This window comes from Amycolatopsis sp. FU40, from assembly GCF_021903635.1.
In the GTDB taxonomy this organism is placed as follows: domain Bacteria; phylum Actinomycetota; class Actinomycetes; order Mycobacteriales; family Pseudonocardiaceae; genus Amycolatopsis; species Amycolatopsis dendrobii.
Window position 1 is genome coordinate 1,223,322 of the sequence record NZ_CP091381.1, and the last position, 19,923, is coordinate 1,243,244.

Annotated in this window: 19 protein-coding genes; 12 read left to right on the forward strand and 7 right to left on the reverse strand. The window is 69.8% G+C overall.

Features of this window, described 5'->3' with window-relative positions; translation table 11 throughout:
* Nucleotides 1-21 precede the first annotated feature (21 nt).
* Nucleotides 22-798, forward strand: coding sequence for a FadR/GntR family transcriptional regulator (locus L3Q65_RS06870; RefSeq protein WP_182891811.1), 777 nt, complete (start codon nt 22-24; stop codon nt 796-798).
* A 6-nt stretch (nt 799-804) separates the two neighbouring features.
* Nucleotides 805-1,143, forward strand: coding sequence for a DUF3140 domain-containing protein (locus L3Q65_RS06875; RefSeq protein ID WP_182891810.1), 339 nt, complete (start codon nt 805-807; stop codon nt 1,141-1,143).
* A 418-nt stretch (nt 1,144-1,561) separates the two neighbouring features.
* On the opposite strand, the gene L3Q65_RS06880 is transcribed toward L3Q65_RS06875, so the two are convergent.
* The 5 genes from L3Q65_RS06880 to L3Q65_RS06900 form a co-directional block, all read right to left on the reverse strand.
* Entirely contained in the window at nt 1,562-1,867 is a 306-nt protein-coding gene (locus L3Q65_RS06880; protein WP_182891809.1) for a MoaD/ThiS family protein, read from the reverse strand.
* Entirely contained in the window at nt 1,864-2,979 is a 1,116-nt protein-coding gene (locus tag L3Q65_RS06885; RefSeq protein WP_182891808.1) for a sialidase family protein, read from the reverse strand. Before L3Q65_RS06885 ends, L3Q65_RS06880 begins: the two co-directional genes overlap by 4 nt.
* 33 nt (nt 2,980-3,012) lie before the next feature.
* Nucleotides 3,013-3,810 (reverse strand): helix-turn-helix transcriptional regulator, encoded by a 798-nt coding sequence (locus L3Q65_RS06890; protein WP_182891807.1) that lies wholly within the window; start codon nt 3,808-3,810, stop codon nt 3,013-3,015.
* A 113-nt stretch (nt 3,811-3,923) separates the two neighbouring features.
* Nucleotides 3,924-6,032, reverse strand: coding sequence for a 2Fe-2S iron-sulfur cluster-binding protein (locus L3Q65_RS06895; protein WP_237599098.1), 2,109 nt, complete (start codon nt 6,030-6,032; stop codon nt 3,924-3,926).
* A gap of 106 nt (nt 6,033-6,138) precedes the next feature.
* Entirely contained in the window at nt 6,139-6,702 is a 564-nt protein-coding gene (locus L3Q65_RS06900) for an ABATE domain-containing protein (protein WP_237599099.1), read from the reverse strand.
* Between the two features lie 82 nt (nt 6,703-6,784).
* On the opposite strand from L3Q65_RS06900, the gene L3Q65_RS06905 reads away from it, so the two are divergent.
* Together L3Q65_RS06905 and L3Q65_RS06910 are read left to right on the forward strand one after the other, a co-directional pair.
* Nucleotides 6,785-7,939: an epoxide hydrolase family protein gene (locus tag L3Q65_RS06905; protein WP_237599100.1), complete on the forward strand. Its 1,155-nt coding sequence runs from the start codon at nt 6,785-6,787 to the stop codon at nt 7,937-7,939.
* Nucleotides 7,940-8,012: 73 nt separating this feature from the next.
* Nucleotides 8,013-9,440: an alpha/beta hydrolase gene (locus L3Q65_RS06910; RefSeq protein ID WP_237599102.1), complete on the forward strand. Its 1,428-nt coding sequence runs from the start codon at nt 8,013-8,015 to the stop codon at nt 9,438-9,440.
* A gap of 3 nt (nt 9,441-9,443) precedes the next feature.
* Here L3Q65_RS06910 and L3Q65_RS06915 read toward each other — a convergent pair whose 3' ends face one another.
* Nucleotides 9,444-11,309, reverse strand: coding sequence for an FAD-binding monooxygenase (locus tag L3Q65_RS06915; protein ID WP_237599104.1), 1,866 nt, complete (start codon nt 11,307-11,309; stop codon nt 9,444-9,446).
* Nucleotides 11,310-11,440: 131 nt separating this feature from the next.
* On the opposite strand from L3Q65_RS06915, the gene L3Q65_RS06920 reads away from it, so the two are divergent.
* From L3Q65_RS06920 to L3Q65_RS06935, 4 genes are read left to right on the forward strand one after another with little or no spacing between them, the layout of a single operon-like run.
* Complete coding sequence (locus L3Q65_RS06920) at nt 11,441-12,097, forward strand: IclR family transcriptional regulator (protein WP_182891801.1); 657 nt, start codon at nt 11,441-11,443, stop codon at nt 12,095-12,097.
* 37 nt (nt 12,098-12,134) lie between these two features.
* On the forward strand, nt 12,135-13,139 hold the full coding sequence (locus L3Q65_RS06925) for a D-cysteine desulfhydrase (protein WP_237599105.1): 1,005 nt from the start codon (nt 12,135-12,137) through the stop codon (nt 13,137-13,139).
* Entirely contained in the window at nt 13,136-13,807 is a 672-nt protein-coding gene (locus L3Q65_RS06930; RefSeq protein ID WP_182891799.1) for an aspartate/glutamate racemase family protein, read from the forward strand. The genes L3Q65_RS06925 and L3Q65_RS06930 overlap by 4 nt, the downstream gene beginning before the upstream one ends.
* A 12-nt stretch (nt 13,808-13,819) precedes the next feature.
* Nucleotides 13,820-14,758, forward strand: coding sequence for a GNAT family N-acetyltransferase (locus L3Q65_RS06935; protein ID WP_237599107.1), 939 nt, complete (start codon nt 13,820-13,822; stop codon nt 14,756-14,758).
* Here the strand turns inward: L3Q65_RS06935 and L3Q65_RS06940 are convergent.
* Nucleotides 14,745-15,875 (reverse strand): NAD(P)/FAD-dependent oxidoreductase, encoded by a 1,131-nt coding sequence (locus L3Q65_RS06940; protein ID WP_237599108.1) that lies wholly within the window; start codon nt 15,873-15,875, stop codon nt 14,745-14,747. The two genes, L3Q65_RS06935 and L3Q65_RS06940, sit on opposite strands and share 14 nt — an antisense overlap.
* Nucleotides 15,876-16,055: 180 nt before the next feature.
* Here L3Q65_RS06940 and L3Q65_RS06945 point away from each other — a divergent pair, with 180 nt between their 5' ends.
* From L3Q65_RS06945 to L3Q65_RS06960, 4 genes are all read left to right on the forward strand, one after another.
* Nucleotides 16,056-16,340: an alkylmercury lyase gene (locus L3Q65_RS06945; protein ID WP_182891796.1), complete on the forward strand. Its 285-nt coding sequence runs from the start codon at nt 16,056-16,058 to the stop codon at nt 16,338-16,340.
* A 105-nt stretch (nt 16,341-16,445) separates the two neighbouring features.
* Nucleotides 16,446-16,988, forward strand: a complete 543-nt coding sequence (locus L3Q65_RS06950; protein ID WP_237599109.1) for a TetR/AcrR family transcriptional regulator — start codon at nt 16,446-16,448, stop codon at nt 16,986-16,988.
* Nucleotides 16,989-17,176: 188 nt separating this feature from the next.
* The gene (locus tag L3Q65_RS06955) at nt 17,177-18,616 is read left to right on the forward strand and encodes an aldehyde dehydrogenase family protein (protein WP_237599111.1); all 1,440 of its coding nucleotides are present in this window, start codon (nt 17,177-17,179) and stop codon (nt 18,614-18,616) included.
* A gap of 24 nt (nt 18,617-18,640) precedes the next feature.
* Nucleotides 18,641-19,912, forward strand: a complete 1,272-nt coding sequence (locus L3Q65_RS06960) for an aspartate aminotransferase family protein (RefSeq protein WP_237599112.1) — start codon at nt 18,641-18,643, stop codon at nt 19,910-19,912.
* Nucleotides 19,913-19,923: the final 11 nt, after the last annotated feature.

Genomic DNA, 19,923 nt, shown 5'->3' on the forward strand with positions numbered 1-19,923 from the left:
GTCAATCCGTACGCTGACCCGATGACCTCGGGACGGAGGGGACCGCCGCCGGAGCTGGCCCGGGTGCGGCGGGTGAGCGTGGTGGACTCGCTGGTCGAAGAGATGACCCGGAAGATCCTCGGCGGCGAATGGCCTCCCGGGACCGCGCTGCCGTCGCTGCGGCAGTTCGCGGCCTCGGCCGGGGTGTCGATGCTGACCGTCCGGGAAGCAGTCCGGACGCTGCAGGCGCGCGGCTGGGTCGAGACGCGCCAGGGGGTCGGCACGTTCGTGCTGGAACCCGAGGCCAGCAGCTTCGTGCCGTGGCAGCTGGGCGCGTCGGACGTCGCCGAGTACCGTGAACTGGTCGAGGCCCGGGAGGCGATCGAATCGACCGTCATCGCTTTGGCCGCCCGCCGCCGAACCCCCGCTGAGCTGGTGGTTCTGGCCGATCTGGTCGATCGGATGGCGGCGGCGTTGACCGACCGGGACCGTTTCCTGGAAGCGGACGCCGAGTTCCACGTCGCGCTGGCGGAAGCCGCGCACAACCGGATCCTGCTGCGCAGCATGCTCGCGATCCGCCTCCCGATGCGCCGTCTGATGGCCGACCGGCTCCGCGAAGAACTCGCCGAACACGGCGACCTCACCCGGTCGTGGGAGGACCACCGGGTGATCGCGGAAGGCATCCGGGCCGGCACCGCGGAGCCAGGACATGCCGCACTGGCACGGATCGCCGCGCGCGCTCGGTCCTATGTGGACTCGACGCTGCCGGGTTTGCCCGCGCGCCGTCCGGGTAACCGGACTCCCGACGCCGGGAGGTGATCGATGATGGCCACGCACGTGGACGAAGAACTGTGGACGGAATTCCACCGGGTGGTGAACATGACCTCACGGGAGCTGGCCGACTGGCTGCGCACCCGGGAAGCCGGCCCGGAAACCGAGCCCCTGCCCGACCGCGCGGGCCCCGCGACCGGCCGGAAGGTGCTGTCGATCCTGGGCAAACGTAAGTCGGACGTGAACGAGAACGACGTCGAGGTGATGCGCGACGTGGTGGACCGCGTGCACGCCTCGCGCCGAGACGATCTGGAACCCGTGGCGGGGGACGCGGGGTGGCGCCAAGGGCTGATGTCGCTGGGACATGACCCGGTGAAGCCGGTGCGGGACTGATCCGGCCGGATCGCTGGGTTCTGCCGGGGACGGAGTGAGCCGGGCGGTTTCTGCTGTGGATGTGGTGGACCGCCGGGTTACGCCGCGGACGGAATGGATCGCAGGTGGCGGTGGGGGCGTGAGATGCGCTCAAGACGGCATGGGTTTTCTCCGCAGCTCCCGTGTGCGGTCTCGTCACGGCGGTGCGTGGCATCGGCCGGGCCGCGTGGCTCTCCCCTCACGTATGGGCCCAACGTACGGGCACACCGGGCAGATCCTGGAGCCATCGGCCAAGGACGACTTCGCGCACGGTCCCGCGAAGGCCGCTCTGGTGCCGGAAATTCGCCGAGACCGGCCAGGCAGATCAAGCCCCGGGCCTCGGTGCGCCCCCGGGACGCACCGAGGCCCGGGGTTCTTCCCCTCGGCCGGTGGTTCTTGGTCAGCCGCCTGCCATGGCTCCGATGATGAGGAACGGTTCGGCTCCGGAAAGGACCGGGGCGGGCAGGGCGGTGTCCGGGGCGGTGTTCGACAGGTCTTCCTCGCAGGCGAAGAACCGGACGAACGCCCGGCGTTTGCCGGTGGTCGTGTCGCGGACTGTGCCGCGCAGTTGCGGGTAGGCGCGTTCCAGCGCGTCCAGCAGGGCGTCCCGCGTCGGCGGGTCCGCTACCGGCAGCTGGATTTCTCCCTCGACCTTCGCCAGGCGGCGCAGGTGTGTGGGCAGCTTGACGCGCACGACGGTGGTCATCGCAGGGTTTGCACCTCTACCGAGCACACCGCGGGCAGGTCGCGCACGATCGGGGCCCAGCTGTCGCCCGCGTCGTTCGAGGCGTAGACCTGGCCGCCGGTGGTGCCGAAGTAGATGCCCGCCTCGTCGCAGGAGTCGACGGCCATCGCGTCGCGCAGGATGTTCACGTAGCAGTTCTCTTGCGGCAGGCCGTTGGTGAGCGGCTCCCATTCGTTGCCGCCGGTGCGGCTGCGGTACACGCGCAGCTTGCCCTCCGGCGGGTAGTGCTCGGAATCGCTGTGGATCGGGACCACGTACACCGTTTCCGGTTCGTGCGGGTGCACCGCGATCGGGAAACCGAAGTCGCTCGGCAGGTTGCCGCTGATCTCCCGCCAGTGGTCGCCCGCGTCGTCCGAGCGCATGACGTCCCAGTGCTTCTGCATGAACAGCACGTCCGGCCTCGACGGGTGCAGGGCGATCCGGTGCACGCAGTGCCCGACCTCGGCGTCCGGGTCCGGGATGCCGTCGGAATGCAGGCCGCGGTTGATCGGCTGCCAGGTTTCGCCGCTGTCGTCGCTGCGGAACGCGCCCGCGGCGGAGATCGCGGCGAACATCCGCTTCGAGTTCTGCGGGTCGAGAATGATCGTGTGCAGGCACAGTCCGCCCGCGCCCGGCTGCCAGCCCGGTCCGGACGTGTGCTTGCGCAGCCCGGTGAGCTCCCGCCAGCTCTTCCCGCCGTCGGTGCTGCGGTACAGCGCGGCGTCCTGCGCGCCCGCGTACACCGTGTCCGGGTCGGTCAGCGACGGCTCCAGGTGCCAGATCCGCGTGAACTCCCACGGTTTCAGCGTTCCGTCGTACCAGAGATGGTCGCCGGCCCCGCCCTCGTAGGCGAAGTCGTGGTCGACCTGGTTCCAGGTCTTCCCGCCGTCGTCGGAACGCTGGATCAGCTGACCGAACCACGACGTGGACTGCGACGCGTACAGCCGGTCGGGGTCCGCGGGCGAGCCGGCGAGGTGGTAGACCTCCCAGCCGCCGAAGTGCGGCCCCGCGACCTCCCAGCGCGTGCGGCCCTCGTCCGAGGTGAGGATGAACGCGCCCTTGCGCGTGCCGACCAATACTCGAACTCCAGGCATGCTTTCTCCCTGACAACGGCCCTGTGACCTGGTTCAACCTAACCTCGCCAGCCGCGCGCCGCCTCTCCATTCTTGCGCTCCCGCCGACGCCAGCGGGGGCAGCGCGACCAGCACCGGAGGCGACCACGAGGGCGCGAGGTCGAGCCGGACGTCCTGGCGCAGCGGCACCGGCCCGGCCCGGATCCGCACCGGCCGGGCGGCCGAGCCGACCGCCTGCACGCTCGGCGCGAGCTGTGCGCGCGGTCCGGCGGACGAGGGCAGTGCGCAGGCCAGCAGCCGGTAGGTGCCCGCGGGCACGTCGACGAGCGTGAACTCCAGGTCCGGCCCGAGGAGCGAGCCGCTGACGGGGACGCCGCGCGCGGAGGACGCGGAGAACAGCCCGACGTACACCGCCGGGGCTCCGTCGAGCGCGGACACGGCGGCCGGGCTCAGCAGTGCGCGGCCGGTGACCGCCCCGCCCGCGCAGTCCGGACCCGCCACCCGCACCGGTTCCGGCGGGTGCTCGGCGAGGAGGCCGGGCAGCTGCCGGAACCGGTGCGGGCTCACCCCGACCGCCGCGGTGAACCGCGTGGTGAACGTGCCCGGCGCGGAGAACCCGACCTCGTGGCAGATGTCGACCACCTTCTCGCCGGTGTCCAGCAGTAATTCCTTGGCGAGCTGGAACCGTTGCGCGGCAAGGAATTTCCCCGGCGGCAGGCCGATCTCCCGCTCGAACGCGCGCGCCAGGTGGAACGGGCTGTACCGGACGTGGTCGGCCACGTCCTCGAGCGTGAGCTGCCGGGTGCGTCCGGCGGCCAGGAACCTCGCCGCCTCCAGCACGGCGTCCCGCATGTGCACACCTCCTCGGATGTTCCGCCATGGTAAATCGGGGGACCGACAATTCCGGGGCGTCCGCCGTCGCGGGGCCGAGCCGTGGGGAATTCGCCGGGAGCGAAGCAGGTGTGTCAGCCGTCCTCCGCCTCGACGACGACATCCGAACGCGGGCAGCTCACGCAAGCCAGCACGTACCCGTCCGCACGTTGCCGGGGCGTCAGGCAATTCGGCTGCTTCATCGCCACCTCCCCCGAGCGCAAGCGAACCAAGCACTCGCCGCAATTCCCGACAGTGCACGAATACGGCATCGGCAACCCCGCAGCGAGCCCGGCATCGAGCAACGTGTCACCGGGTTCGACCGTCGCCGCTCCGACGTTCTCGACGACCATTTCCCGCGGAGCACTGCTCATTGCCGGGTCGAAAGCGCCGCTGGTGTACCGCTCCTCGTGGAATCGCCCGTCCGGCACGCCCAGTTCGCCGACCACCGCCCTGGCCGCGGCCGTCACCGGTGCAGGCCCGCAGACGCAGTACTCGGCCGCCGGGGAAGCGTCGCCCAGCCAGCGGCGCAGCAGGTCCTCGTCGATGCGGCCGCGTTCGCCGGCCCAGTCGGCGTCCGGACGCGACTGCACGTGCGTGATCCGCAACCGCCGCGGATGGCGTTGCTGCAAACGGGCCAGCTGAGCGGCGAAGATGGTTTCGTCCGAAGACCGGCTCGCGTACAGCAGCGAGATCCGGCTGCGGCCCGGCCGCGCAAGCCGCGTGCGGAGGACGCTCATCATCGGCGTGATTCCGCTGCCCGCGGCGATCAGCACGAGGTCCGCGCGCGGGTCAGGGCGGAATGAACCGGACGGGCCGCGCACCCGCAGCCGGTCGCCGACTCGCAGATGGTCGTGCAGGTAGGTCGAGAAACGACCGTTGGCGACGCGTTTCACGGTCACTTCGAGCCGCTTCGTTCCGGGCCTGGACGAGGCGGAGTACGCCCGGCGCACCAACCGGCCGTCGAGATCGGCGATCAGGGTGAAAAACTGGCCGGGACGGAAGTCGAAGCTGTCACCGTCGGTCAAAACGATGGTCACTGCCTGCGGGGTTTCGCGGCGGATCTCGGAAACCCGCACGGTCCGCAGCGATCGGTCGAGTTCCGGTGCGGAATCGGCATAGCCCTCGTCGTGGAGCTGGCTGCGGTAACCGCGGTCGATGCCGAATCTGATCAGTTTCGGGAACTTCGCGAGCAGCTTGAACAGGAATCCCGTCGGCGCACCGGCCGCGGTGCTGAGCGACGCGTGCTTCACCGCCAGCGCCATCAGATCGGGCACCTCGGCACGGTCGACGTGCGCCTCCGGATGCCACAGTCGCGAGCGTTCGATCGCCTCGCTGTGCACGAGTTCGGCGTGTGTCACGTCGATCATCAGCGCGACTTGGGGAAGATTTCCGCGGAGGGCCAGGGGTTCCAGCAACGCCGGGTCGTTGGTGAGGGAGGCGGTGCCGCGCAGCTGGAGGATCTCGGTGCGGCCGGGGACGAGCGCGGCGAGGGCGAGTTCCGGGTCTTGGAGCAGGTTGTGCGCGGTGTCGGCCCGTTTGTTGCCGTTGCGGTCCGGCAGCAGAATCGTGCGGCCGTCGACGATCTGGGCGAATCCGGGTTGGTCGCCGCGCGGGCTGGTGTCGCTTCCGCCTGCCGTGTCGCCGGTGGTGAGGACCAGGAACGGGCAGCGAGCCAGGAAATCGGCGATGCCGGGCTGGGCCAGCGGACCGTCGCCGGCGGTGCTGGCCGGCGGCGAAGCGCGCACGGGCCGCGGTTGCCAGAGCTTGGAACGGAAGACGCACCGTCCACAGTGGAGGTAGACCTCCTGGACAGCCACCGTGGTTTCGCGGCCCTCGGTCGCGGTGACAGTTCCGTTGAGCCGCAGGGTTTCGCCGACGCCGGGGAGCAGGATCACGAACGAAATGCCGTGGTCGATCGCCGGTTCCGGGGCATTGGCGGGCAGCGCGAAGCAGAGCTGCGTGGGGGAGCGGACGTGCAGGAAGCCGGGTGCTCCGCCGGCGAACGTGCTGTGCCGGGCGCCGTCGGCGGTCCGGTAGCCGCAGCCGGCGAACGGCGAGTGCGCCAGGATCGTTTCGCAGCCTTCGTCGAGCCGGTCGAGTTGTTTCAGCATGATCGCCGCGCCGGGTCGGCCGATGGCGGCTTCCAGCTCCTCGACAGTGGTCGTCCGGCGGGCGAAGGTTGCCAGGTTCTCACTGGTCATGACTATATTGTGAGCTTTAGCTCGGGTATTTGGCCACTCGCTTTTCCGACCCCGCCAAACCGGTGTTCAGCGGGGCTCGGGAACAACCTTGCTCACATTCCGAGGGTCACTTCGCCGCCGCGCGGTTCGCGTTGAAGCGCGCCTTCTTCTGCCGGTTCCCGCACGTGTTCATGTCGCACCACCTGCGGGTGCGGCTCTGGCTGGTGTCGAAGAACGCGGCCTGGCAGGTCGGCGACGCGCACAAGGCCAGTTTCCCGTCCCGTTCGCCCGAGAGGATGCTGATCGCGTCGGCGGCGATCACTCCGAGGGCGTCCTCCACCGCGGTAGCCGAGTCGAGTTGCCAACGCCGTTCGCCGTCCGGCGTCAGGACCGCTGAGGCCCTGCCCTGTGCGCTGCGGGCATTGATGATCTCGACCGCAGCGGCGGGGAGCGGATCCTGGAGTGCGGCCGCGGTCGCGGCGGCGTGAATCGACTCCCGCAGTTCCCGGGCGAGTTCGAGTTGCCCGGTGGTGCAGGAGTCGACGGCGAGGCCGCTCACCGCGAGCCAATCCGCGAGCCGCTGCGGGGTCGGAATGCGCTCGACGGCCTCGCCGCGGCGCTCGGTCAGGGTCGCCGTGAAGCTGGTCGCGAGCACGGTGCCGAGGCGGAAGTCAGGGAACCCAGCAGGCATGGAACCAGCTTAGCCGGTTGCGCTTGGCGGTGGGCAGCTGCTAGAACCGTCTTAGCCGGTTCCAGTCACGCGAGGAGGACCCATGACCGCTCTGACCAGCGAAGCAGAAGCATTCGAAGCCCGGGCGACGGACGCTGAGCTCGACGATCTCCGGGCGCGGCTAGCCGCGGCGAGGCTTCCGGAAGCCGAAACGGTGCACGGTCCGCGCCGCTGGGACCAGGGCGTTCCGCTCGCCGACCTGGTCGATCTCGTGCACTACTGGCGCACCGAGCACGACTGGCGTTCGTTCGAGACGCGCCTTGGCCGGATCGGCCAGTTCCGGACCGCCATCGACGGGCTGGGAATCCACTTCCTGCACCGCCGGTCCCCGCGTGCGGACGCCACCCCGCTGATCGTGACGCACGGCTGGCCGGGCAGCGTCGCGGAGTTCGTCGACGTCGTGGACGCCTTGGCGGATCCCGAAGACCCCAGCGTGCCGGCTTTTCACGTCGTGATTCCGTCGCTGCCCGGCTTCGGATACAGCGACAAACCGGCCACGACAGGCTGGGGAACGGAAAAGATCGCGGCCGCGTGGGTGCAGTTGATGGAACGACTCGGGTATCGCGAGTTCTTGGCCCACGGCGGCGACTGGGGCGGCAATATCACCACAGTTCTCGCCGGACGGTTCCCGGAGCGGGTTCTCGGTGTCCACACGCTCTTCGCGGAAGGCCCGCCCGGGTTGCCGGCTGACGGCCTGACCGCGCAAGAGCGCCGGTGGACCGAGGAAACCCGCCATTTCTGGCGGCATCGCGCGGCGTATGCGAAACAGCAGGCGACCCGGCCGCAGACCATCGGGTACTCGCTCGTCGACTCGCCGGTCGGGCTGCTGGCCTGGATCGTGGACAAGTTCGCGGAATGGTCGGACACCGAGAACAGTCCTTTCGAGACTATTTCCCGGGACCGTGTCCTGGACGACGTCACGTTGTACTGGCTGACGCGATCCGGAGCGTCGGCGGCCAGGATTTACTACGAGAGCCACAATTCGCTGGATCCCGAACTGCGCGTGGACGTTCCGGCGGCGATCAGCATGTACCCGCGCGACACGGAGAAAACCCCGCGTCCCTGGGCGCAGGAGCGGTTCCGGCAGATCGTCCGGTGGCGCGAGCCGGAACGAGGCGGGCATTTCCCGTCGCTGGAAGTGCCGGAGTACTTCGTCCGCGACCTGCGCGAAGGGCTCGCCGCGGTGCTGCGGGGGTGACAAATGGCAGGGGTCGGGCCCGGCGTCGGCTGGTGTGGTGAATCGGCAACTCCGATCCGAGAAGGAGAGCTGAATGCGAAAGACCATGCCGATCGCGCTCGCCGCAGCGGTGCTGGCGGGGGTGGTGTCCGCGGCCCCAGCGTCGGCTGGGCCAATGCGGTGGGGCGCTTGCCCGGGTCAGCCCGGCCTGGAGTGTTCGACCGTGACCGTTCCGCTGGACTACCGGCATCCGGAGGGGCGGACGATCGACCTCGCGGTGTCCCGGCTGTCCGCGGCGAAGCCGGAGAAGCGGCGCGGGGTGCTGCTGGTCAACCCCGGCGGTCCGGGCATCGCGGGGTTGCGCGTCCCGCTGGCGCAGCCGTTTCCGCAGGCAGTGCGGGACAGCTATGACATCGTCGGCTTCGATCCGCGCGGGGTCGGCTCCAGCGCGGGGCTGACCTGCGGCCTGAACGACGCCGACAAGACGCTCGCGGCCAACCCGCCCTATCCGCACAACCCGGCGGAGGTGGCGAAGTCGGCCGAGTCGGCGCAGCGGATCGCCAGGCAGTGCACGAGTTCGGAGACCGCGGACCTGTTGCCCTTCATCACCACCGCCAACACGGCGCGGGACATGGACCGGATCCGGGAAGCCCTGGGCGAGGCGAAGATTTCCTACTACGGGGAGTCGTACGGCACCTACCTCGGCGCGGTGTACACGACGTTGTTCCCGGACCGCAGCGACCGGATCGTGCTGGACAGCAGCTTGCCGCCGGAGGGCTACGACGTCGAGGCGTTGCGGGCGCAAGGCATGGGTTTCCAGCTGCGGTTCCCCGACTTCGCCGAGTTCGCCGCGAAGCACGACCAGGACTATCACCTGGGCGCGACTCCGGCGGCGGTGACGGCGAAGTACTACGAGCTGGCGGACCGGCTGGACCGGAAACCGGAATCCGGGTTCGACGGGACGGCGTTCCGCGGCTTCACGTCCGGGGAGCTCCGGAATGACGCGAGTTTCCAGGAGCTTGCCACGTATTGGCATCTGCTCGACACGCATCAGCCGCTCCCCGGCGCGGCCGCGAAGCCGACCAGTGATCGCGGCAGCTTCCCGGTCGGCTACCTCGGGGTGATCTGCGGCGATTCGCGGTGGCCGACGTCCGTGCGGACCTATCAGCGCAACGTCGAGATCGACCGGACGCGGTACCCGATGTACGGCGCTTACGCCGCCAATATCCGGGCGTGTGCGTACTGGCCGGCGCCGGTGGAGCAGAAGGTGCGGATCACCGGCGCCGGACCGGCCGACGTGCTGATGGTGCAGAACCTCCGCGACCCGGCGACGCCGTTGCCCGGGGCCTTGCGCACGCGGTGGGCGCTCGGCTCCCGGGCCCGGATGGTCACCGCTGACCAGGGCGGGCACGTCGCTTACGGGGCGGGCGCGAACAACTGCCTGAACGACGCGGCGACGGCGTACCTGGTCGGCGGGAACTTCCCGGCGCGGGACCGTTTCTGCCCGGCCGAGCGTTCTTGACGGCTATTCGGTGCTGAAGATCGGCGCGAAGAACGCGGCCAGTCCGGCGGTTGCGGTGAGGGGAAGGACGTTCGCGACGTACTGGTCCGGCCGGACCACCACGACCGCGCCATCCGGCGAGATCCCGCGGGCGGCGAAGATGTCGTCCGCGGGATCTGCCGCGTAGACCTTCTCGTAGTCGATCAGCGAGAAGGGGCCGGTGCGGGGCAGGAAAACCTCGGGAACCTCGCCGAGATCGACCTCCTCGTACGGCTGCGGGTAGATCACCTTCACGTCGAACCAGGCGTCGATGTCCAGATTCTCCGGGGTGTGGGCCACGACCGGCGAGTCCGGGGAATTCCCGAGCCAGCAGGCGAAATCGGCCACCGGGGCGGCGGGTCCGAAAACGTAGACGCGCCAGCGGCCGTCGGCCTGGGCGTGGTGTCCTAAGTGGATCAGGTTCGCGTCGCAGACTCGCATGACGGGTGCCGACTTGAAGCGTTTGCCGATCGGGAACCCGGTCGCCAGATCTTGGTGTTCGGGCGTGGCGATGAGCACGGAAGGCTGGTAGCACGTCAGGAAACCGGACGGGAATTCGAAGGTCTTCACGTAGAACTCTTCCAGCTCCGCCGGATCGGCCAGGTCTTCGGGCCGGGCCGCCATGAGGGTCGACCATTCCTTGTCGAAGTCGATGAGGTTTTTCGCGATCAGCTGGCGTTCCGCGGAGTAGGTGGACAGCAGCGAAGCGGGACCGCGGCCGTCGAGGACGTGGCCGAGTTTCCAGCCGATGTTGAACCCGTCCTGCATCGAGACGTTCATGCCCTGTCCGGCTTTCGCGCTGTGCGTGTGGCAGGCGTCGCCGGTGATGAAGACGCGCGGCAGCCGGGTGTCGCCGGCGGGAACGTCGTCGAATTTGTCCGTGAGCCGGTGGCCGACCTCGTACACGCTGTGCCAGGCCGCATTCTTGACGTCCACAGTGTAGGGATGCATGATCGCGTTGGCGCGCGCGATGATCTGGTCGATCGTCGTCTTCCGCACCGCGCCGTGGTCGTCCTCGGAGACCTCGCCTAGATCGACATACATCCGAAACAGTGCGCCGCCCTCGCGGGGGATCAGCAGGATGTTGCCGCCGTCGTGGGACTGGATGGCGCATTTCGTGCGGATGTCCGGGAAATCGGTGACGGCGAGGACGTCCATCACGCCCCACGCGTGCAAAGCCTGATCGCCGACGAGCTGCCTGCCGATCGACTCGCGCACCGCGCTGCGGGCGCCGTCGCAGCCGACCACGTATTTCGCTCGGACAACGCGATCCTCGCCGGTGCGCGGGCCGGCGGTATGCCGCAGCGTGACGGTCACCGGATATTCGTCGCCCTCGGTAATGGTCAGCGACTGGAATTCCAGGCCGAAATCGGGCGTCATCCGGCTCGGCGAGTGGGCCATGTACTCGGCGAAATAGTCCTGCACGCGGGCCTGGTTCACGATGAGGTGCGGGAATTCGCTGATCCCGGTCGGGTCGTCGGGCACGCGCGACGAGCGGACGATGCGCTTCGGATCGGCGGGATCGGGTTTCCAGAACGACATCGTGGTGATCCGGTAGGCCTCCTCGACGATCCGGTTCGCGAACCCGAAGGCCTGGAACGTTTCGACGCTGCGCGCCTGGATCCCGTCCGCCTGCCCGACCTCGAGCCGCCCGCCCCGGCGTTCGACGATGCGCGTGGCGACGTGCGGGAACCGGGACAGCTGCGCGGCGGTGATCATGCCCGCGGGGCCGGTGCCCACGATCAGCACGTCGACCTCGTCCGGCAGTTCCGCGGGCCGGTCGATTCCGGTTCCGGCGGCGGGGAGGACGCGCGGTTCGCCGGAAACGTAGCCGTGGTGGTGGAACTGCATGGATTTCCTCACCTCACTGTGAGCACCAGGGGACCGTGTTCGATAATAGAACTCGTTGTTCAATTATTGATTACAACGATGCTAAGGTGGGCCGCTCCGGTGCACAAGACCCCGCGGGGAAGGACCGAGTCGTGACGGAAGCCAAGCAAGCGGCCGGGTCGCAGACGTTGTCGCGCGGGCTCACCGCGCTCGAAGTGCTCGCCGAGGCCGACGCGCCGCTGTCGATCGGCGAGCTGGCTTCGCGGCTCGGGCTGCACCGGTCGATCGCCTACCGCATCGTGCGCACGCTTGAGGACCACGGGCTGGTCGTGCGCGGCGCGAATGGCGAATTGGAACTGGGAGCGCGGCTGGCGGCGTTGGCGCGCAACGTTTCCCGTGATCTTCAGTCGACCGCGCTGCCCGAGTTGACCGTGCTCGCGAACGAACTCGGCATGACGGCGTTCCTGGCGACGCTCGACGGCGAGGATTCCGTGGTCACGCTGGCCAGCGTCGAACCGCGGCAGGCGACGGCGGCGGTGGCACAGCGGCCGGGCAGCCGGCATCCGATCACCGACGGCGCGCCGGGTCGCGCGATCCTGCAACAGCTGCGCGGGGAAAAAACGCCGTACGAAACCAGTCACGACGAGGTGATTCCCGGGCTGTCGTCGATCGCGGTGCCGCTCGCGGTGCCCGGGCAGCATCCGGCCGCGCTCGCGGTGGTGTATTTGACCGGTCCGGCTGATATCTCTGCGATCGGCGCGCGGCTGGCGCGGGCGGCGCAGGTGATCCGGGCCGAACTGCATCCGTGACGGACGCGGTGGACAGCGGCCGGGCCCGGGACGCACGATGGCGTCCGTGGTACAGACGACGCGCTTCGCCCGCTTCCCGCTCGGACACTTCCCGACCCCGCTCGAACCGCTGGAGCGGCTCACCGCGCGGCTGCGCGAACGGCACCGGGACGTACCGGACCTCTGGATCAAACGCGACGACTGCACCGGATTGGCGACCGGCGGCAACAAGACGCGCAAGCTGGAATTCCTCGTCGGCGACGCGCTCGCGCAGGGCACCGACACGCTGATCACCCAGGGCGCGACGCAGTCCAACCACGCCCGGCAGACCGCCGCGGCCGCCGCGCGCGCCGGGCTGTCCTGCAAACTGCTGCTGGAACAACGGCAGGTGCGCGACGAGGAGTACGAGAACTCCGGCAATGTGTTCCTCGACGAACTGCTCGGCGCGGACATCGTGGACCGTGTGCCGGCCGGAACTGATATGCCAGCGGCGATGGAGGACGTGGCCGCGAAGCTGCGCGCGGAGGGACGGCGGCCGTACGTGATCCCGGGCGGCGGGTCGAATCCGATCGGCGCGCTCGGGTACGTCCAGTGCGCGCTGGAACTGGACGCCGCGCCGGTCCCGGTCGACTGGGTAGTGCACGCGACCGGCAGCACTGGCACACAGGCCGGGCTCGTCGCCGGATTGCGCGCGGTGCACAGTCCCGCGCGAGTGCTCGGCGTCAGCGTGCGGCAGCCGGAAGCACGGCAGATCGACGCGGTGCACGGGCTCGCCGGCCGGGCGGCGGAGCTGATCGGCGCCGAGGTTTCCCGCGACGACGTGCTGGTGGACGACCGCTGGGTCGGCGAGGGCTACGGCGTGCCGACCCAGTCCATGGCGGACGCGGTGCGGCTGCTCGCCGAGACCGAAGGGATCCTGCTGGACCCGGTGTACTCCGGAAAAGGATTCGCCGGCCTGCTCGGCGGGATCGAGGACGGCCGGTTCGCCGCGGCCGACCGGGTGGTGTTCGTGCACACCGGAGGCGTCGCCGGACTGTTCGGCTACCGGTCGACGTTCCAGTGATCGCCGGCATCCTCGGCGGCATGGGTCCCGCGGCGACCGCGGAGTTCTACGCGAAGCTCATCGCGCGCACAGCTGCCGAGCGCGATCAAGACCACCTTCGCGTGGCGATCTGGGCGGACCCGACGGTGCCGGACCGGGTCGCCGCGGTTCTCGACGGGAGCACCGATCCGTACCCGGCATTGCTTGCCGGGGCGGGAAAACTGCGGGACCTCGGCGCGTCCGTGATCGCGATTCCTTGCCATACCGCGCATTTCTTCCTGCCCCGGCTGGCCGCGGACAGCGGGGCGCCGTTCGTGGACATGGTCGCGGAAACGGCGGAATTCCTTGCCGGGCGAACGGGTCCGGTCGGACTGCTCGGCACTCGCGGGACGATCGCCGCCGGGCTGTACCAACGGCGAGTACCCGAGGTCGAGTGGGTAGTGCCGTCCGAGGCGGGGCAGCGGGAAGTCGACGCAGCGGTGGCGGCGGTGAAACGCGGCGATATAGCCGGTGGTGCGGCGCATTTCGACCGGGCGCGGGTCGACGCGCCGTTGTCGGTGCTGGCGTGCACAGAACTTCCGTTGGCGGCGGGGAAGTCGGGCAAGGTGCTGGACCCGACGGATCTGCTCGCCGACGCGGTGATCCGCCGCTGCGGCGGAAAACCGGTCGACGTCCGGCCGCCCGCCTGACAGAGTCCGGCCATGACTGATCTGCTGACCGCCGCGGATGTGCTGCTCATGCAGGATCTCGCGCAGCGGATCACCGCCGTGCGCCCGGAACTCGTCAACAGCGACGCCTCCTACGGCGAGCTGGCCTGGAACTGGGGCAAAGGCCATGCCGCACAAGGCGCGAGCTGGGTCCGCCGGCTGTGGTTCGCGGGCGACGGCCTGGCCGCGTGGGGCTGGGCGCAACTGCCCCGGAGCGTGCGGCTCAATGACGGCTCCGCCAAGGATGTCACCGGTGCTTATCTGGCATATCAGGTGCATCCCGACCACGCCGGGCTGGCCGACGACGTGATCGAATGGTTCGACGCCGCCGCGGACGGCCTCGAACGCACCGTGCTTCCCGGAGCGGCCGACAAGTTCGGCCTGGAACGCTGGGCAGCGCACGGCTACAGGCCCGATCCGGACGGCCTCGGCGACACCGGATCCTGGACGCAGCTGAACGAACGCGACCTCGAGGTGCTCGAAACGCCGGTGCTGCCGTCCGGATTCCGCTTCCGTACCGCCGCCGACGCGGGACCGGAGGCGGCTGTCCAGGCGCATGCGGACGCTTGGGGCGTGACCGCGTACACGCTGGACGGCTACGAGGGCGTGCGCGCGACTCCGGCTTATCGCGGTGACCTGCATGTCCTGGTCGAAGCGCCGGACGGGACGATGGCGGCGTCGACGATCATGTGGTTGGACGAGGTGAACAAGACCGTCGAGTTCGAGCCGGTGGGCACGCATCCGGGCTATCGGCGGTTGGGGTTGGGGCGGGCGATGTTGCTGCACGGGATGGATCGTGCGCGCGCGGCCGGGGCTGCCCACGCGACGGTTGCTTGTCTTGGTGCGCCCGGGCATCCGTCGGCGCGGGGGTTGTACTACGGCGTTGGATTCCGCGAGGTGTGCCGGGACGTGCCGATGCTCAAGCCCGCGTGAGCGGCGGCTGTCCCATCCGCATCGCGCCGAACTTCGCGGACATTCGGACCGCGTCGAAGCCGTAGTCGATCATCGCCGTTTCGTACTCGCGCAGCGCCGGGAGGACATCGGTCTCGGTGAGCTTCGCGGCGAGCAGTTCGGCGTCGCGCAGGGCGATGTTCGCGCCGACGCCCACCGCTGGGCTCATCGCGTGGATCGCGTCTCCGAGCAGGGTCACCGGCGTTGTCGGCCACGGCTCGATCGGCACGCTCGTGCGCATGAAGATCGGGAACAGCGTCTCGGGATCGGCGAGGGCCAGCAGCTCGCTCGCTTTCGGATTCCACTTGCGCGCCAAGGAAACTGTCATGTTCCGCAGCTCAAGGCCGGAGGCGGCGCGGAGTTCGTCGTCGGAGTACGGCAGCAGTTCGGTGCGCGCGGCGAGCAGGCACATCACGTAGTCGCTGGTGTCGGTGAGGCCCGGCAACGACACCGGACGCCGGGAGTGGACCGGGGCGATGCCGATGTGCTGGTTGTCCGGGCCGAACAGCCCGCGGTAGATGCCGAACCATTCGTCGGGGATCAGTTCGGCGGTCTCGCGGGAGAGCGGGAAGCGGCCGTACATGATGCGCACGCCGGTGTCCACGACGCGAGCGTGCGGCAGATATTGCCGTCGTAGCACGGAATTCACGCCGTCGGCGGCGACCAAGACGTCCGCGGAAGCGGTGGATCCGTCGGCGAACGTCGCGGTGACGGTGTCGTCCAGGCGGTAGCCGGTGCACTCGCGGCCGAACTCGACGACGTCGTCCAGTCCGTGGAGGAGGATCTCGCGCAGGGTGAGGCGGTTGATCGAGACATAGCGTTCGACGGGTTCCTCCGGCGGCGTCCGGTTGAGGTAGCTGGTACGCGACGGCGTCGAACTGGCATCCCAGATCGCCTGGCTGAGATGCGCAGGAAGCAGCCGCTCGAGCGCGTCGAGGCCGTGCGGGTCGAGCCGCAGGCGATACCCCTGCAACCGGTCGGCGGCTGAGATATCGCGTTCGCGGACTGTGACGTCCACACCGGCGCGGTGCAATCCCTGGGCGAGCGCGAGACCGCCGACGCCGGCTCCGATGATCAGGACGCGAAGTTTTCCGGGCACAGCGAATTCCCCTTCCGGATACGGGCCGAGGGGACGTGCTGGACGCACCGGAAAGGTGCGGGTACGAGCGCGCTGCGCCGCCCGGACTACCCACCGGGCTGTGGCTTTCGACGTCCTGGGCCAGCCTAGCTTTTTCCGGATCCGGATTGTCAAGGACCGATTTCGGCCTAGGCTGGAGTCATGTGCGCACCGGGGCCGGAGATCCGCGGGACACGGGTGGAACTGCTGACCGCACCGGACTGCCCGAACGCCGAGGCGGCCCGGTCTTTGGTGGCCGAGTGTCTCGCCGAGAGCGGCCTCGACACGACGGTCGTCGAACGCGTCGGCCGCTACCGCTCGCCGACGGTCCTGGTCGACGGGGCCGACGTGATGGGCCCGGCCGGGTCGGTCGCGGGGGAGGCCTGCCGTCTCGACGTGCCGACCCGGGAGCGGGTGCTCACGGCGTTGGCGGCCGTGAAGGCCTGACCGGAAGCCCTTGCAGCTCGCGAGTTGTCTTCGGGGCACCCGTCGCTCTGGTTCACATTACAAATGTAATGTAGCGTAGGCCCGACGGCGGCCGAGGAGGTGCGGATGAGCCGGTCCGGAACCGCGGACGACCCCGCCGGGACGAAGCTCGCCCTGCGCCGGGCGGCGGTCGGCGTGGTCGCTTCCGACGGGCTGCGCGGCCTCACCTACCGGGCGGTCGCGCGGGCGGCGGGCTGCACCACCGGCGCGGTCCAGCATCATTTCTCTTCCATCGACGACCTCCTCCAGTCCTCTTTGGACCTGGTGCTGGAGGAAAGCGCGGAAAACGGCCTGATCGGCGCCCGCACCGGCGTCTACGCGGACGGTCCCGAGGTGCGCCAGCGGTTCCGGGACAGCGCGGACCTGCAAGTGTTCCAGTACCAGCTGGTCGTGGAGGCGGCTCGGCGGCCCGAATTGCGGCCGGTTGTGCGGCGGCTCTACGACGGCTATCTCGCCGCGGTCGGCAAGGAACTGTCGGCCGACGGCGGGCTGGCCCAGCTCGTGTTCTACGCCCTCGACGGAATGTTCCTGCACCAGGCGGCGGACCCGGACGTCGATCCGGGCCCGGCGCTCGAAGCCCTGCGCGGCCTGCTCACGGCCGCACGGTAACCGAACTCGAGTCCTCACCCCGGCCGCGCACGACGCAGCCGGGGTCGAAGTGTTGCCGGATACCGTTGCACCGCAAGAACTTCCCACTGTCCTTTCCGGAATTTCGCCGCCGCTCAGGTGTTGACTTAATCAACACCTAGGGGTCAGACTCGGCGCATCCCGAACCCGCCGACCCGAAAGGCGTACCGATGCCCGACACCGCCGCCGCGACCTTGCTGATCGACGGCCGCTGGCAGTCCGCCCCGGCGACGTTCGACGTCGTCGACCCCGCGAGCCTCGCCGTCGTCGGCCAGGCCGCCGACGCGGGGCCCGAGCGGGCGCGAGACGCACTGGCCGCGGCCGCGCGCGCCGCCCGCGGCTGGGCGGGCGCCGATCCGGAGACCCGCAGCGGCCACCTGCGCGCCGCGGCCGCCGGAATCCGTGCCCGGCAAGGCGAACTGGCCGCGCTGCTGAGCCGCGAGAACGGGAAACCGCTCGCCGAGGCGAACGGCGAACTGGCCGGGGCCGCCCGGATGCTGGAGTGGGCCGCCGAGGAGGGCCGCCGCGCGTACGGGCGGGTCACCCCGGCGAACGCGGCCGGTCCCGGCCTCGTGCTGCGCGCCCCGGTCGGCCCGGTGCTCGCGATCACGCCGTGGAACTTCCCGGCCAGCATGCTGATCCGCAAGGTCGGGCTCGCGCTCGCGGCGGGCTGTCCGGTCATCGCGAAACCGGCCGAGCAGACCCCGCTGATCGCCACCGCGCTGCTGGAGATCGTGCAGGACACCGGACTGCCCGGCGGCGTGCTGCAGTCGCTGACCACCGCGCGGCCGGCCGAACTCGTCGGCGCGCTGCTGGCCGACCGGCGGCTGCGCAAGGTCAGCTTCACCGGGTCAACCGAGGTCGGGCTCGGCCTGCTGCGCCAGACCGGCGACATCCTCCGCCGCACGTCGCTCGAAATGGGCGGGCACTCACCGGCGATCGTGTTCGACGACGCCGATCTCGAAGCCGCCGCGGCGGGCGTCGTCACCGGGAAGTTCTTCAACGCCGGGCAAAGCTGCACCGCGGTGAACCGGCTCTACGTCCACGAAAGCGTCCGCGACGATCTGCTTTCCTTGATCGGAAAGAAAACCGCCGCGCTGAAGGTCGGCCGGGGCGACGCCGAGGGCACCGACGTCGGGCCGCTCATCGACGAGGCCGGGCTGGCGAAGGTCGAGAACCAGGTCGCGGACGCGGTCGGCAAGGGCGCGCGCGTGCTCGTCGGCGGCAACCGGTGGACGGATTCCGCGCTGCCGGGCCATTTCTTCGAGCCCACCGTGCTGGACGGCGTCACGCCGGACATGCTCATCAGCCGCGAGGAAACGTTCGGCCCGGTGCTCGCGGTGTCGGCCTTCCGCACCGACGACGAGGCCGTCGAACTGGCCAACTCCACCGATTACGGCCTCGCCGCCTACGTGTTCGGCACCGATCTGCGCCGCGTCTGGCGCACGCTCGACCGGCTCGACTTCGGCGTGCTCGGCGTCAACGACCCGGCTCCGGTGCGCCCGGAACTTCCCTTCGGCGGCCAGAAGAACTCCGGCCAGGAACGCGAAGGCGGGGCCGAAGGCATCGAGGCCTACACCGAGACCAAAGCCGTCGCTCTGCGGTTCTGAACCGCTCCCCGAAAGGAATCCGCATTGACTGACCTCGCCTCCCTCGATCAGCGCACCCTCATCCATCCGCACACCGTCATCGGCGATCCGGCCGAACCGCTCGTCCTCGACCGCGGCGAAGGCGCGCTGCTGTGGGACACCGACGGCAACCAGTACCTCGACGGCACCTGCGGCCTGTGGCAGTGCCCGGTCGGCCACGGCCGTGCCGAACTCGCCGACGTCGCTGCCGCGCAGATCCGCAAACTGGAGTTCTACTCGTCCTTCGGCGACTACTCCAACGCCCCGTCGATCCGGCTCGCCGAACGCCTGCTGTCGCTCGCCCCGGCGGGTCTGGAGCGGGTTTTCCTCACCAACGGCGGTTCGGAGGGCAACGAAACCGCGATCAAACTCGCCCGCCTCGCCTTCCATCACGCCGGTTCGCCGGAGCGCACGGTGGTGCTGGCACGGCACGGCGGCTACCACGGCATGGGCGGCGCCTCGCTGGCCGCGACCGGCATCGAGGGCCTGCGCGCCGGGTACGGCCCGCTGCTGCCGGACGTCGAATGGCTCGGCAAACCGCACGGTATCGAGCACGGTCCCGACGCGACAGACATTCTGGTGGCAGAGCTGGAACAGCGCATCGAGGAGATCGGTCCACATCGGATCGCCGCGTTCATCGGGGAGCCTGTGCTCGGTGTCGGCGGAATGGTGCCGCCGCCGGAGGACTACTGGCCGCGCGTGCAGGAAGTGTTGCGCCGAAACGGGATTCTGCTGATCGTGGACGAGATCGTCACCGCGTTCGGTCGTACCGGGCACTGGTTCGGCAGCGAGCGTTTCGGCGTCGAACCGGACATGATCGTGACCGCGAAAGGGCTCACCAGCGGGTACATTCCGATGGGTGCGGTCCTCATTGGACGAAGGGTGCTCGAACTCGCCGAAGGCGCGACGTTCCTGCACGGTTTCACCTACAACGGCCACCCGGTCGGCGCGGCGGTCGCGCTGGCGAACCTCGACCTCATCGAAAAGGAGAACCTGCTCGAACGCGCCACCGTCCTCGGCGCCCGGCTGCGTGCGCGGCTCGACCCGCTCGCCGAACTGCCGCACGTGCGCGAGGTCCGCGGCGTCGGCCTGATGCTCGGCATCGAGTTCGCGGACCGGCCGACCGCGCCGGTGCAGGCGGGCTGCCGCGCGGACGGCGTGGTGGTCCGCGCGTCCGGGACCAGCATCGTGCTGTCGCCGCCGCTGGTGATCACCGAGGACCAGATCGACACGCTGGCCGACGTGCTGTGCAAGCACGTCGCGGCCGCGGCGAGCTGAACGGAGGAGCC

What these genes read in the sequence shown, in the direction of transcription:
- L3Q65_RS06945 (WP_182891796.1), top strand. Translation starts at nt 16,056, where the DNA reads ATGTGCGCACCGGGGCCGGAGATCCGCGGGACACGGGTGGAACTGCTG.
- L3Q65_RS06895 (WP_237599098.1), bottom strand. Translation starts at nt 6,032, where the DNA reads ATGACCAGTGAGAACCTGGCAACCTTCGCCCGCCGGACGACCACTGTC.
- L3Q65_RS06875 (WP_182891810.1), top strand. Translation starts at nt 805, where the DNA reads ATGGCCACGCACGTGGACGAAGAACTGTGGACGGAATTCCACCGGGTG.
- L3Q65_RS06870 (WP_182891811.1), top strand. Translation starts at nt 22, where the DNA reads ATGACCTCGGGACGGAGGGGACCGCCGCCGGAGCTGGCCCGGGTGCGG.
- L3Q65_RS06925 (WP_237599105.1), top strand. Translation starts at nt 12,135, where the DNA reads ATGGCGTCCGTGGTACAGACGACGCGCTTCGCCCGCTTCCCGCTCGGA.
- L3Q65_RS06915 (WP_237599104.1), bottom strand. Translation starts at nt 11,309, where the DNA reads ATGCAGTTCCACCACCACGGCTACGTTTCCGGCGAACCGCGCGTCCTC.
- L3Q65_RS06885 (WP_182891808.1), bottom strand. Translation starts at nt 2,979, where the DNA reads ATGCCTGGAGTTCGAGTATTGGTCGGCACGCGCAAGGGCGCGTTCATC.
- L3Q65_RS06935 (WP_237599107.1), top strand. Translation starts at nt 13,820, where the DNA reads ATGACTGATCTGCTGACCGCCGCGGATGTGCTGCTCATGCAGGATCTC.
- L3Q65_RS06890 (WP_182891807.1), bottom strand. Translation starts at nt 3,810, where the DNA reads ATGCGGGACGCCGTGCTGGAGGCGGCGAGGTTCCTGGCCGCCGGACGC.
- L3Q65_RS06950 (WP_237599109.1), top strand. Translation starts at nt 16,446, where the DNA reads ATGAGCCGGTCCGGAACCGCGGACGACCCCGCCGGGACGAAGCTCGCC.
- L3Q65_RS06910 (WP_237599102.1), top strand. Translation starts at nt 8,013, where the DNA reads ATGCGAAAGACCATGCCGATCGCGCTCGCCGCAGCGGTGCTGGCGGGG.
- L3Q65_RS06900 (WP_237599099.1), bottom strand. Translation starts at nt 6,702, where the DNA reads ATGCCTGCTGGGTTCCCTGACTTCCGCCTCGGCACCGTGCTCGCGACC.
- L3Q65_RS06905 (WP_237599100.1), top strand. Translation starts at nt 6,785, where the DNA reads ATGACCGCTCTGACCAGCGAAGCAGAAGCATTCGAAGCCCGGGCGACG.
- L3Q65_RS06880 (WP_182891809.1), bottom strand. Translation starts at nt 1,867, where the DNA reads ATGACCACCGTCGTGCGCGTCAAGCTGCCCACACACCTGCGCCGCCTG.
- L3Q65_RS06955 (WP_237599111.1), top strand. Translation starts at nt 17,177, where the DNA reads ATGCCCGACACCGCCGCCGCGACCTTGCTGATCGACGGCCGCTGGCAG.